The organism is Filifactor sp. (assembly GCF_057248345.1).
In genome coordinates this window covers 1,829-15,612 of sequence record NZ_DBHIIC010000002.1, presented here as the reverse complement: position 1 = coordinate 15,612, position 13,784 = coordinate 1,829, and the positions used below count along the sequence as shown (strand labels likewise).

Sequence of the window (13,784 nt, the reverse complement as noted above, 5' to 3'; positions counted from 1 at the left end):
GAGAATGGATTCTCGGTCGTTTTTTTGAACTAGATTGATTTATATCAGTTGGTTTTTCTTACATATTCATAAATAATTCAATATCATCTTCCACTTCACCGATGGTTGCGATACCGAAGTTATCTACAAGAACTTTTGCAACATTTGGAGATAAGAATCCCGGTAGTGTCGGTCCCAAGTGAATATTTTTCACTCCTAGGTAAAGAAGTGCTAACAATACGATTACTGCCTTTTGTTCATACCATGCAATATTGAAAGCGATTGGCAATTCGTTGATGTCATCTAAACCGAATACTTCTTTCAGTTTTAATGCGATTACAGCTAAAGAGTAAGAATCGTTACATTGTCCTGCGTCCAATACTCTTGGAATACCGTTAATATCAGGTAGGTTTAGTTTGTTGTATCTGTATTTTGCACAACCTGCTGTCAGGATAACGGTGTCATTCGGTAATTTTTGTGCAAATTCAGTATAGTAACTTCTGGATTTCATTCTACCGTCACAACCTGCCATAACAAAGAATTTTTTGATAGCTCCGCTTTTTACCGCTTCTACGATTTGATCAGCTAAGGAAAGAACTTGGTTGTGTGCAAATCCTCCTACGATGATGCCTGTTTCGATTTCTGTTGGAGAAGGTAGTGTTTTTGCAAGAGCGATGATTTCAGAGAAGTCTTTCTTTCCGTTTTCATCAGGTGTAATATGTTTACATCCCGGATAACCGGTAGCACCTGTTGTGAAAATTCTATTTCTGATTTCTTCTTTTCTTGGTGGAACGATACAGTTTGTTGTAAATAAAATCGGTCCGTTAAAGGAGTCAAATTCTTCTACCTGTTTCCACCATGCATTTCCATAGTTACCTGCAAAGTGCTCATACTTTTTGAATTTTGGATAGTAGTGAGCCGGAAGCATTTCGCTGTGAGTATATACGTCAACTCCGGTTCCTTCTGTTTGTTCCAACAACTGCTCCAAATCTGTCAAATCATGTCCTGAAATCAGAATTGCAGGATTGTTTCTTACACCGATGTTTACTTTTGTGATTTCAGGATGTCCGTATTTGCTTGTATTTGCTTCGTCAAGCAGTGCCATAGCCTGTACTCCGATTTCTCCTGTTTTCAATGTTAATTGAACCAAGTCATCTACAGTAAGAGAATCATCCAATGTAGCTGCCAAAGCTTCGTACATAAAGGATAATACGTCAAAATTCTTTTTCCCTAAGTTCCATGCATGCTCTCCATAAGCTGCCATACCCTTTAGTCCGTAAATAATCAACTCTCTTAGTGAACGGATATCTTCGTTTACTGTTGCTAATACTCCTACAGAAGATGCTTTTAACAACATTTGTTCTTTTGATTCTACAACAAAAGTTGATGCATCATGCAGATTTTCAAGTTGAGTGTTCTCTCTTAAACGGTCACGTAATACGAACATTCTTTTTATTTGATTTTCGATTGATTCTTCATCAAAATTAGCATTTGTAATGGTCATGAAAAGACTGTTCAAGAATTGATAGTTCAATTCATCCAATTCTTTAATATCTATTTTTCCTTCCACTACGATTTTGGAAACTCCTTTTATTGTGTATATCAATAAATCCTGAAGTTTTGCAACATCTTCGGTTTTACCACATACCCCTTTTACAGTACAACCTATTCCTTTCACAGTTTCCTGACATTGATAACAAAACATACTCATTTAATCTTCCCCCTCTTTAATTTCAAAAATATTAATAACATCTGCATCCGGACAACAAAACCTTGCTGTTCCGGTGTGTGAAACAGGAAGTGTTCCTCCATATCTCACAATATCAATCATTGGAAACAGTGTATGCATCACTAAGGGACACAATGTACCTCTATCGTGATCATAGTCCCAGATGTCTCCTATTTTGTGTCCCCTGTGACACATCCCTTTTCCTACCTTATCAACCAGGGTGATGGTTATTTTTGGTCTTTTAGACATGATAGATTCACCCTTTCTATATCATTCAATCCCATTTTTCATACTTATTCCAATGTCAAAAGAAGAGCCATTTTGAATTTTTTGTCTGCTTTTACATAGTGTTTTCCGGCTTTTGCAAAATGGAAGTTTTCCCCTGCTTTTAGGACATGTTCTGTTCCTTCATATCCGATAATCGCTTCTCCGTCCAATGCAAAGATAATTGCTTCTCCCGGTGCAGCGTGTTCCGATAATCCGGTTCCCGCATCAAATGCCATTACAACAAATTTCATTTTGTCGTTGTGAACAACATCCATATTTACAACTTTTCCATCTTGATATTGCACCAAGTTACTCAATTGAAATGCTTCGCCTGCTTTTACAACTTTATTCATAATACTGTCCCTCCTTATTGCTATTTCTGTAAATATTGCACCTGTTTCAGATTTCATACCAACAGGTACATCAAACGGTGTAACAATACTTTCATTTTCTTTTAATGTTCTCATCTCTTGTGCAAATCCGTAGACATTAAGATCTCCTTCTGCTAAGATGATAAGTTTGTAGTATGGGAATAACTCTGCGCTGATATCAGTATCCTGTGCCATCGAAAAATAGGAGATATAGTTTTCGCCGCCCTGCACTTCTTTCGATATGGTACAACCGTCCACTGCCTTATTATCATCTGCTATGGAAAATACTTTACCTATAACTTCTTTCATTTTGCACTCATCTCCTTTTACTTGTGTGATTCAATGAGCTCCTTCAACTTTGAAATCAATACATCAATATCCATGTCTGCTTTTTCACTCATCATGGACAAGTCCGCTTTTCCCAACATTACATTGGCAAGAGGAGTATTCAGCAATTTGAATTTATCATTTACTTTTATAATTTCCTCTTTTAACCAAGGGTATTCGTTTAATAAATCTTGTAATTTTGTTTTGCTTGTAAGTTCCATAATTTTCTCCTTAGATTAGTTTCTTAGATTAGTTTCTTAGATTACTTTGATATCCGGATTTTTTTCTCCGAATTTTTCTTTTAATGTTTGGATAATTTCTGAACGTTCTTTACCTTGAGATTCCATTTGTTTTATTGTCTTATATGCTGTAAACAAGGTAGATGGGCCTATTTCAGAACTGAAATATCCGATTCCTTGATTCCATACCAGCAATTCAAACACATCATCCAAAGCTGCGCTATCAAGCCCGAATACATATGCTTTTACCAGTTCTCTAGTAGCTTGACGCATTCTTCCTGCTCCGACTGCATTGGTTAAAGATAGCAATAATCTGATTTCGTATGGAAGATGTCTCTTGTTGTCATTCCATGTAAGATCCCAAAATTCTACTGAGATTTTTCCAAGTTCTTTATCGATAATCGGCATATTAGTCAATGCTGCCGGACGCATAGGAATATCTTTTTCTTGTTGTTTTACTACTGCTCTGTAAAAATGAGCATGGAATTCAGATTCTGTTACTTTTTCTGTATGATGTTCGAATCCTAAATCTTCCATTACTTCATAAAGAGGGATGGGATCAAAGGTTTGTATCACAGTAACTCCTTGACCTTGTGGCAACTCACTCATTTGCTTTTTCAAGCCTTGAAAAAAGTTTCCAACAACACCTCTCACATCAATTTTTTTGAATTCGTTTACCTTATTTTTCCAATCTGTATAAGCCATTGTATACCTCCTGTTTCTCTAACGTTTTTATCAAATGATCATTAACTTATTTGTATCATATCTTAGTTTAATCATACCCTACTTTGAACTATTTATATGTGGTTTTAACCACTTTTTTTATTTTTTTTATAAATCTAAAATTTTACCGTCTCTTGTAATGGTGATAATTTGCCATGGGATAAATTTGCCACTGTTACGAAGTGCAGTTTCTGCTGCTCTTTGCATTCCACCACAACAAGGAACTTCCATTCTGACAACAGTAACGCTTTTGATATCATTTTCTGTTATGATTTGTGTCAATTTTTCAGAGTAGTCGCCTTCATCCAGTTTAGGACATCCTATCAATGTGATTTTGCCTTTCATAAATTCATCGTGTAAATTGGCATAAGCAAATGCAGTACAGTCGGCAGCGATCAAAAGCTTCGCACCATCAAAGAACGGCGCTTTCACAGGAACCAATTTGATTTGACATGGCCATTGTCCAAGTCTTGAAACAGGCTTTGCATATCCTATATCTGTTTGTACTGCCTCTTCCTTCGGTTTATCAAATGTCATAAATCTTGCACCCGAACATCCTTGTCCCGCTGCATGCATTGACATCTGTAGTTGTATTTGTTTTTCGTGTTCAGTCAAGTTATTATTCTCCGTTAGTAATTTTTCAGATAATAATTTTTCAGCTTTTTCCTTTTGCATTTTTTTTACGGCTTCTTCATCGTATGCCGGAGCTTCTCTTTCTTCAAATGTGATAGCTTCTTGAGGACAATTTGGTAAACAGTCTCCAAGTCCGTCACAAAAACTTTCTCTTGTCAATTTTGCTTTACCGTCTATGATGTCTATCGCACCTTCATGACATGCTGTTACACAGATTCCGCATCCATCGCATTTATCTTCATTTATTTTAATAATTTTTCTAATCATCATTGTTTCCCCCTTTAGTGTTTTCCCCTTTGACTTTGTAACTAGAGTATAGTATAGTATCTACAGTTAATAAGTGGTAATTACCACATTTTTAAAAAATTTAGGAGTTTTTTATGAAAATTGAAATAATGAGAGAATTTGTTATTTTTAAAGGAATGTCTGATGAGGAAATTCAGTCTGCATTGGATGTTTTGCGCTATGAAGAAAAAAGTTATGAAAAAGGAGAGCCTGTCTTATATGCAGGCTCTACTACGAAAAAAATGGGGATTGTATTATCCGGAAGTGTCACGGTAGAAAGTATCGATTTATTGGGAAATAAGACCATACTTTCCTATATAGGTGTCGGGGATTTCTTTGCAGAAACCTATGCTTTTTTGGGAAATGAACCTTTGGCAGTGGATGTTTGTTCCAATGAACATAGCAAAATATTCTTTTTGAATATAGGAAATATAACCACTTCTTATCACTCCGGTTTTGAATCGTGGAAAACAAAACTGATAACGAATTTGTTAACGATATCTACACGGAAGAATCTTTTACTTTCTAACAGAGTATTTCATACAAGTGCCAAAACGATTCGTGGAAAATTGATTTCCTATTTAAGTTTTATCTCAATAAAAAAACAGAAAAATACTTTCTCAATTCCGTTTGACAGACAACAGCTTGCGGATTATTTGAATGTCGACAGAACTGCTTTGTCAAAAGAGATTGGAAAAATGCAGAAGGAAGGACTGATTGTTTGCAAAAAAAATCATTTTCTACTGAAAGACAGTATCTATGAGGATAATGATATGTTCTAAAATACAAGAAGTTATTATTCCATACTAATAGAAAAAGAATAGATTTTTATGTCACGAAATTTGACACTTTTTGTTCTTCAATATTGTTTCAGTTTTCCATATCTATGGTATTATTATAAAGAACCATTTTAAACATACAAAATATAGAAAGTGAGTATAAGAGATGCAAATTTTGAAAAGAAGTGGAGAAAAACGAGAATTTGACACTTCAAAGATTGAAATAGCGATTCAAAAAGCGTTTTTGAGCGTAGGACTTCCTGTTGATTCAAAGAAGATTAGGAGCATGGTTGATACAATTGAGGAAAGAGTGAGAACACAGTTTCCAAAGGGACATATTGTTACAGTAGAAGAGATTCAGGATTTGGTAGAAATTGTGTTGATAGAAAACAACTACTATGCTGTTGTAAAATCTTATATTTTATATCGAGCGAGCCATCATACAATGCGAAAGGTGATAGAAGATTTTGATGAGTATTTTTCAGACAATTCTATTGTGGAAGAACTAAGAGAAATTCAAAAAATCTTTACAGAAGATGTTTACAATCTTACCTTCTTGTACCAAAAATTCAGATCTTTTATCAAAATAAATATGACAGAAGAGGAATATTTGAGTATTTTGGTTCGTGCTGCAAGTGAGCTGACAAGCAAAGAGGCACCAAAGTGGGAGTTTATTGCAGCAAGACTTTTATCTTTGCAATTAAATAAACGAATCGAAGAGAGATCCAATCGATTAGAACTATATTCATTTCGCGATAAAATCCATTATTTAACGAAAGAAAAACGGTATGGAGACTATATTTTGGAGCAATACCAAGAGAATGAAATTGATGAGTTGGAATCCTATTTGAAACAAGAAAGAGACTACTTATTTAACTATAGTGGACTGGACTTGGTAATCAAGCGATATTTAATTACTGATAGAGAAGGCGAAGTATTGGAGAAAGTCCAAGAAATGTTTATGGGTATCGCCATGCATTTGGCAATTCCGGAAAAAGAAAACAAGGTGGAATGGGCAAAAAAAATCTATGATGTCATCAGTCAATTGAAGGTGACGATGGCAACACCGACCATGTCGAATGCACGAAAACCGTTCCATCAACTATCTTCTTGTTTTATTGATACGGTTCCGGATACCTTGGATGGAATCTACCGATCCATTACCAATTTTTCACAGGTGTCAAAACATGGTGGAGGAATGGGACTTTATTTTGGGAAAGTTCGTGCAATGGGGTCAGATATTCGAGGTCATAAGGGAGTCGCAGGAGGTGTCATCCGTTGGATTAAGTTAGCGAATGATACCGCTGTTGCAGTGGATCAGCTTGGAGTTCGTCAAGGTGCCTGTGCAGTATATTTGGATATTTGGCATAAAGATGTTCCGGAGTTTTTGCAGATTCGTACCAATAATGGAGATGACCGTATGAAAGCTCACGATGTATTTCCTGCAATCTGTGTTCCGAATTATTTTTGGAAATTGGCGAAGGAAAATCGTGATGCAAACTGGTATATGATGTGTCCTCATGAAATTGAACAGGTAAAAGGTTTCCGTTTGGAAGATTGTTATGGAGAAGAATGGGAAGAAAAATATCAAAGTTGTATAGAAGATTCCCGTATTGACAAGAGAGTCATAACAGTCAAGGATATGGTTCGATTGATACTGCGTTCAGCAATCGAAACCGGAACGCCGTTTGTGTTCAATCGTGATATTGTCAATGAATACAACCCGAACTCACATAAAGGAATGATTTATTCATCCAATCTTTGTACGGAAATTGCACAAAATATGCAAGCAATTGAATCCATGTCGACAGAAATCGTTGTTGTGGACGGAGAAGAAATTGTTGTAGAGAAGAACAAGGCAGGAGATTTTGTAGTATGTAATTTGGCGTCATTGGTTCTTGGAAACATTGATGTCAAAAACAAAAAAGAGTTGGAAGAAGTGGTGTCTACTGTTGTAAGAGCATTGGACAACGTTATTGAGTTAAATTACTATCCGCTTCCTTATGCGAAGATTACCAACCAAAAATATCGTGCTATCGGACTCGGGACAAGCGGATATCATCACAGTTTGATTAAAAATGGAATCATGTTCCAAAGCGAAGAACATTTGCAATTTGCTGATGAAGTGTACGAGGATATCAATTACTTTGCCATCAAAGCAAGTTGTGAGCTCAGCAGAGAAAAAGGTGCTTATCCGTATTTTGTAGGTTCTGATTGGGATAACGGCGCTTATTTTGACAAGAGAAACTATCATTCGACTCGTTGGAATGAGTTGAGAAAAGAAGTAAATCAATACGGAATGAGAAACGGCTATCTGATGGCGATTGCACCGACAGGTTCCACTTCTGTTATTTCCGGTACGACAGCGTCAATTGATCCTGTGATGAAACGATATTTCTTGGAAGAAAAGAAAGGACAGATTGTTCCTCGTGTTGCTCCTGATTTGACAGCAGAAACATTTTGGATGTATGAAAATGCCCATGAAATTGATCAAAATTGGGTGATTCAATCAGCGGGAATTAGACAAAGACACATCGATCAATCACAGTCGGTCAACCTTTATATTACAACGGAGTTCAGTATGAGTCGTATGTTGAAACTCTATATCAGTGCGTACGAATATGGTGTAAAGACAATCTACTATGTGAGAAGCAAGTCGCTGGAAGTTGAAGATTGTGACAGTTGCAGTGCATAAAATGATTGAAAGAAATCATGGGAAACAATATAAAGATGGTAAGAATGAAGAAAAGAATGAATTTAAAAAATAGTATGAGGATAAGTTCTTTTGTGACAAGAGAAGGACAAGGAATGTGAAAAAAAGAGGAGGAGAATGGTGGAGGAAATTAAACGAAAACAGTTGTTCAATGAAAATGGAGATATTGAACTTTCCAAACGTAGAATGATAAATGGAAATACAACAAACTTAAATGATTTCAACAATATGAAATACACATGGGTAAGTGATTGGTATCGACATGCTATGAATAACTTTTGGATTCCGGAAGAAATCAATTTGACACAAGACATCAAAGATTATCGTAATTTAGAAATTGAGGAAAAAGAAGCTTATGATAAGATTCTGTCCTTCTTAATCTTTTTAGATTCCTTACAAACTGCAAATCTTCCTAATGTTGGAGAATTTATCACTGCAAATGAAGTGAACCTTTGTCTTACCATACAAGCATATCAAGAGGCAATTCACTCCCAAAGTTATGGGTATATTTTAGATAGTATCTGTTCCCCTGAAGAGAGAACAGAAATTCTTTACCAATGGAAGGACGATCCTTTTTTACTTGCTCGAAACAAATTTATCGGAGATCAGTACAATGACTTCTTCTATAATCGTACAAAGTATAATTTGGTAAAAACAGTTGTTGCGAACTATATTTTGGAAGGAATTTATTTTTATTCCGGATTCATGTTCTTCTATGCGCTTGGAAGAAATGGCAAAATGCCGGGAACTGTTCAAGAGATTCGATATATCAATCGAGATGAGAATTCCCATCTATGGTTGTTCCGTTCCATTATCTTGGAGCTGAAAAAAGAAGAACCGGAACTCTTTACACCGGAAAATATCGAAGTATTTCGTAATATGATTCGACAAGGAGTTGAAGAAGAGATCAAGTGGGCAAACTATGTGATTGGAGACCATATCAAAGGCTTAACGATGCAAATGGTGGAAGATTATTTGAAATACTTGGGGAACTTGCGCTGTAGAGGATTGGGATTTGAACCGATTTATGAAGGCTATCAAAGAGAACCTGAATCCATGTCTTGGGTAAGTGAGTATTCCGATCCGAATGCAATCAAAACAGATTTCTTTGAAGGAAAAGTTTCAGCGTATGCAAAGTCAAGTGTGATAGAGGATGACCTATAAAAGATTCGATAACAAAGACAGAATAGATTGGAACTGAAGAATGATAAATGGCAACAATTCAATTTTGATATTATGTAGAAATGTAGAAATCGATGTTCAAATAAAAGCTGTTACAATTAGTTATAGTAACATTCGATAAAAAATAGATAGAAACAGAACATATCTGTTTTTGAAAATGACAGACACAGGTTATGAAATAAAAATTAGAAAATTCCAATGTTTTCTATGATGTTTTAATATGATAATGGTACAGAAAGAAACAAGAGAAATAAAAAATGAAACCTTCGCTGAAAAAAAGAAGGTTTCATTTTTTTGTATAATTTATGCCTACTATGTTATCTGTTTATTTAATTTGTTTCATATCCAATCAAGAAGCCGTCTCTACTTGCATAATAGCTACACAATCCTCTTGTTTTCATAATTTGAATTGGACAACCGGGAAATTGTTTCAAGATGGTTTCTTTGACAGCAAGAGCAATAGACTCATTATAAACATGAGAGATAATGACCTTTCCGCCCTCAAAGTGGTTAGAAATCATTTCGGATAAAATCAAGCGAAGACCTTTTGCAGTACCTCTCACCTTGTGAAGAGGTTTCAATGTTCCTTCTTCACTTGCAGCACCGAGCATAGAAATTCCCAAAATACTTGTTGCAAATCCTGCAATTTTTGGTAATCGACCATTTGAAATCAAAGCATCCAAGTTATATAGCATGAACAGTAGCTTGGTATTGGACTTATAACGGTTTATTGCAGATACAATATCTTCAAATGAATTGTTTGCAGAAATCAATTCAACAGTTTTTTCAACAAGTAGACTGATTTCAGGACCTGCACTCAAGGTATCAAAAATATGAATTTTTATATTTGGATTTTGTTCAAGCAACATATCTTTTGCAAGTACGGCAGAACTGTAACTTCCTGACAAACCGCTTGTAATGGTGAAGACATATATTTCGTCAGCACCTTGGTAGGATTTGAGCCATGCATCAGGTGACGGACAAGCGGTGGAAGAGCGTTTTGTCTTTGTAGAAATATCACTCAACATCGCGATAACATCGATAGAATCATCATCAACATATTCTGTTTCTCCAACTCGAATCGTGAGTGGAACTCTTTCATATAAAATAGATTCTGTATTGTTTAATTTTTGTGTGTCGCAACTGGAATCTACAACAATTTTTATCATAATCATTTCCCCTTTTTTGAAGTAAACAGATATTCTGCCGAAGAAAGGCATATCGATAGAAAACTGTTTTTGATTGAACATATCTTTTTAGAATATACATACATTATACAACAAAAATAAAATAAAAATAGGTGAAATGCAAAATTATTTGCTATAATAGAGAAAGAAATTAATAAATTTATAGTTTTTGACTATTTGACAAAGGGGAATGACGGGATGCGATTTAAATATCTTTTGATAGGCTTGATGCTTTGTGTTGGATTGGGAACGATGACAGGTTGTGGTACAAATCAAATCAATGAACTTGTGAATATGTCAACTCAGACAGAACGGTTAATGAGAGCGGGAACACAAGTAGAAAGAAGAGAAAAGTGGAAGAATGAATATTTGATAACATCGGTTGAACAAGAGCAAGACTATTCATTCTTAGATTTGGATGCTAAGGATGTAGAGATTGTTTTGAAGAAAGGAGATCAACCGAAATATGAAATTTTTTCAAATCATGAAGATGTGAAAACAGAAGACTTTTTTTCGATAGAAATGAAAGAGAACGGACTTCATATCAAAACGAGAAACAGAGATGATGGCAGTCCGGGATGGAAGATAGTTGTTTATGTCCCTTCTCCTGAACAAATGAAGTTGAATATTCAGAGCGAAAACAGTGTAGTTGAAGTCAACAGTACTTGGAATGAATTAAATTTGAATTCGAAAGATTCGGTGATTTCTATAAAAGGCGAGGAAACATTTCCTATCCACGGGAAGATAAATGACACAGTGTTCAATATGGACTTTCAGACTGTGAATGCAACTGTTTCAGTAGATTTGAAATATAGTATGGTGTCATTACCGGAAGATGAAGGTGTCATCACAGACGGACCATATCAAGATACAAAGGTATTTGGAAATGGTGACTCTAAAATTGATGTGACAGCTGAAAATAGTGTGATGATAGTGGTGGACAAAACAACTTCATAAAGTAAGGACTTATGAAAAAGGCGACAGGAGGAAAAAGACAGAAATATAGATAAATTGATTGATTGCTTCCAACGTATAAAAAGTGGTCTTTTCTTTGTGGGGAATGTGGAAAATATATGAAATACTAAGTAGGATGTTAATGATGTCTGTAGAACAAAACTATTAGCGAAATACAAGAACTTTTCACATAATCAAAAGAGTTTTCTTTGTATAAAAGAAAAGTATTGCCAAAAAAGTTGAAGCAGACTTCTTGTTATAAACCGACTTGTTTCATAAAAGGAACTTAGTTTTCTTAATCATTGTATTGACAAATCATATCTATTCCAGTAAAATATGATACACAAAATAAATAATTTCTTGATAACCTTATCAAGAGTGGCGGAGGGACTGGCCCGTTGATGCCCGGCAACCAGCAGAATGCATGGTGCTAATTCCTGCAAAAAAATTATTTTTGGCAGATGAGGTTTTTAGTTACAAAATTGTAGTTAAGACCTCTCTATATTAGAGAGGTTTTTTATTGCGCAAACTGTAGATTCAGAGATTCGTCAGACAGTGATAAGAACGGCTTATCCGTTTGTAATACATGATATTGGTTTACAGCAGAGAAAGACGAAATGAATCAGCTATCGTAGCATACAAAATTATTTTGTAGGGAATTGTTTAAATTGGGATAAATATATAAGGTAAAGAAAAGATTTTTTAAAATGATAGTTAAGTAGGAGGAATAAAATGAGAAAATTATTTACATCGGAGTCAGTAACAGAGGGGCATCCTGATAAAATCTGTGACCAAATTTCAGATGCGATTTTGGATGCACTTTTGGCACAAGATCCAAACTCTCGTGTTGCTTGTGAAACGACAGTTACAACAGGATTGGTAATGGTAATTGGAGAAATTTCTACAGAGGCATACGTAGATTTTCAAAAAACAGTCCGTGAAACAATCCGTGAAATCGGATATGACCGTGCAAAATATGGATTCGACTGTGATACCTGCGCTGTTGTCAATGCCATTGACGAGCAAAGTGTAGATATTGCGTTGGGTGTAGATAAAGCAAAAGAAAGCAAAGACGGAACATCAGCTGACCTTCAAATCGGAGCAGGAGATCAAGGGATGATGTTCGGTTTCGCTTGTGATGAAACACCGGAATTGATGCCACTACCGATTTCATTGGCACATAGATTGGCTTTGAAATTGACAGAAGTTCGTAAAAAAGGAGTTCTTCCTTATTTGAGACCGGATGGAAAAACGCAGGTAACTGTAGAATATGAGGATGACAAACCTGTTCGTATTGATACGATTTTGATTTCATCTCAACACAGTGAAGAAGTGAACATCGAACAAATGCAAAAAGATTTGAAACATTATGTGATTGACGAAGTGTTGCAAGGACAGTGGATTGATGAAAATACAAAATATCTTGTAAATCCGACAGGTCGTTTTGTGATTGGAGGGCCTCATGGAGATTCCGGTTTAACAGGTCGTAAAATCATCGTGGATACCTATGGTGGATATTCTCGCCATGGTGGTGGAGCGTTCTCAGGAAAAGACTCTACCAAAGTCGATCGCTCAGCGAGTTACGCAGCAAGATGGGTTGCAAAAAACATTGTTGCAGCAGGACTTGCAAAAAAATGTGAGATTCAATTAGCTTATGCAATCGGGGTCGCTGAACCGGTGTCTATCTTAGTAGAGACATTTGGGACAGAAACTGTTGCAGTAGAAAAAATTGAGCAAGCAGTACGCAAAGTGTTCGATCTTCGCCCAAGAGCAATTATAGAACAACTTGATTTGAGAAAACCGATTTTCAAAAAGACTGCAGCTTATGGTCATTTCGGAAGAGAAGACCAAGGTTTCCAATGGGAACAAACAAATAGAGTAGATGAGTTGAAACAAGCAATTCAAGCATAGTTTAGTTAACCGAATTCCTTCTGTTTTGTTACAGAAAGAATTCGGTTATTTTTTGTGTAGACTTCTATTTTATATCCTATTACAATAGAAAAGAGAGATTTGTTTTATAGTATGAAACTTTTTTAGAAATACAAAAATAGAAATACAAAGATAGAAATATAGAAATTTAAACATCATTCAGTGAAAGAATATCCAGGTAACAGTCTATCAAATTTTCATCTATTCAACGTAAGAGTGTCACTTGAATTTTTTCTAGAAAGGATAGAAATGATAGAGTATGTACTAACTTGTGAGGAACAAGGCTTGAAATCATAAAATATAATAATGTAGTAGTACCGGAATAGGAAACAGTATTGTCTTGGAATCATTCACATAGATAGTTTCAACCAAAGATAAGAAGTAAAAGATAAGAAATAAAAGATAAGAAGAAAAAGACAAGAAGAAAAAGATAAGAAGAAAAAGATAAGAAGAAAAAGACAAGAAGAAAAAGATAAGAAGAAAAAGA

The 13,784-nt window shown here is 35.4% G+C and carries 12 protein-coding genes and 1 riboswitch; of the genes, 5 read left to right on the top strand and 7 right to left on the bottom strand.

Annotation, left to right across the window (positions count from 1 at the left end; all coding sequences use genetic code 11):
* Window positions 1–58: 58 nt before the first annotated feature.
* The 6 genes from hcp to ACO5GE_RS00525 form a co-directional block, all read right to left on the bottom strand.
* Entirely contained in the window at window positions 59–1,690 is a 1,632-nt protein-coding gene (gene hcp, locus ACO5GE_RS00550) for a hydroxylamine reductase (protein WP_484828971.1), read from the bottom strand.
* Window positions 1,691–1,957: a TIGR04076 family protein gene (locus ACO5GE_RS00545; RefSeq protein ID WP_484828970.1), complete on the bottom strand. Its 267-nt coding sequence runs from the start codon at window positions 1,955–1,957 to the stop codon at window positions 1,691–1,693.
* A 44-nt stretch (window positions 1,958–2,001) separates the two neighbouring features.
* Entirely contained in the window at window positions 2,002–2,655 is a 654-nt protein-coding gene (locus tag ACO5GE_RS00540; protein WP_484828969.1) for a cupin domain-containing protein, read from the bottom strand.
* A 17-nt stretch (window positions 2,656–2,672) separates the two neighbouring features.
* Complete coding sequence (locus tag ACO5GE_RS00535; RefSeq protein ID WP_484828968.1) at window positions 2,673–2,894, bottom strand: hypothetical protein; 222 nt, start codon at window positions 2,892–2,894, stop codon at window positions 2,673–2,675.
* A gap of 36 nt (window positions 2,895–2,930) precedes the next feature.
* Window positions 2,931–3,617, bottom strand: coding sequence for a DUF2249 domain-containing protein (locus ACO5GE_RS00530; protein WP_484828967.1), 687 nt, complete (start codon window positions 3,615–3,617; stop codon window positions 2,931–2,933).
* A gap of 126 nt (window positions 3,618–3,743) precedes the next feature.
* Window positions 3,744–4,535 carry an ATP-binding protein gene (locus tag ACO5GE_RS00525; RefSeq protein WP_484829037.1) on the bottom strand — a complete coding sequence of 264 codons (792 nt, stop codon included), beginning with the start codon at window positions 4,533–4,535 and terminating at the stop codon, window positions 3,744–3,746.
* Between the two features lie 113 nt (window positions 4,536–4,648).
* On the opposite strand from ACO5GE_RS00525, the gene ACO5GE_RS00520 reads away from it, so the two are divergent.
* The 3 genes from ACO5GE_RS00520 to ACO5GE_RS00510 all read left to right on the top strand — a co-directional run bounded on the left by ACO5GE_RS00520 (window position 4,649) and on the right by ACO5GE_RS00510 (window position 9,209).
* Window positions 4,649–5,335: a Crp/Fnr family transcriptional regulator gene (locus tag ACO5GE_RS00520; RefSeq protein ID WP_484828966.1), complete on the top strand. Its 687-nt coding sequence runs from the start codon at window positions 4,649–4,651 to the stop codon at window positions 5,333–5,335.
* Window positions 5,336–5,498: 163 nt separating this feature from the next.
* Window positions 5,499–8,027: a ribonucleoside-diphosphate reductase subunit alpha gene (locus tag ACO5GE_RS00515; RefSeq protein WP_484828965.1), complete on the top strand. Its 2,529-nt coding sequence runs from the start codon at window positions 5,499–5,501 to the stop codon at window positions 8,025–8,027.
* 138 nt (window positions 8,028–8,165) lie between these two features.
* Complete coding sequence (locus ACO5GE_RS00510; protein ID WP_484828964.1) at window positions 8,166–9,209, top strand: ribonucleotide-diphosphate reductase subunit beta; 1,044 nt, start codon at window positions 8,166–8,168, stop codon at window positions 9,207–9,209.
* 347 nt (window positions 9,210–9,556) lie between these two features.
* Here ACO5GE_RS00510 and ACO5GE_RS00505 read toward each other — a convergent pair whose 3' ends face one another.
* Window positions 9,557–10,396 carry a DegV family protein gene (locus ACO5GE_RS00505; protein ID WP_484828963.1) on the bottom strand — a complete coding sequence of 280 codons (840 nt, stop codon included), beginning with the start codon at window positions 10,394–10,396 and terminating at the stop codon, window positions 9,557–9,559.
* A 216-nt stretch (window positions 10,397–10,612) separates the two neighbouring features.
* Between ACO5GE_RS00505 and ACO5GE_RS00500 the strand changes: the two genes are divergently transcribed.
* Together ACO5GE_RS00500 and metK are read left to right on the top strand one after the other, a co-directional pair.
* Window positions 10,613–11,371 (top strand): hypothetical protein, encoded by a 759-nt coding sequence (locus ACO5GE_RS00500; protein WP_484828962.1) that lies wholly within the window; start codon window positions 10,613–10,615, stop codon window positions 11,369–11,371.
* A 363-nt stretch (window positions 11,372–11,734) separates the two neighbouring features.
* A riboswitch (SAM riboswitch) is annotated at window positions 11,735–11,836 on the top strand.
* Window positions 11,837–12,100: 264 nt separating this feature from the next.
* Window positions 12,101–13,279 (top strand): methionine adenosyltransferase, encoded by a 1,179-nt coding sequence (gene metK / locus ACO5GE_RS00495; RefSeq protein WP_484828961.1) that lies wholly within the window; start codon window positions 12,101–12,103, stop codon window positions 13,277–13,279.
* Window positions 13,280–13,784 lie beyond the last annotated feature (505 nt).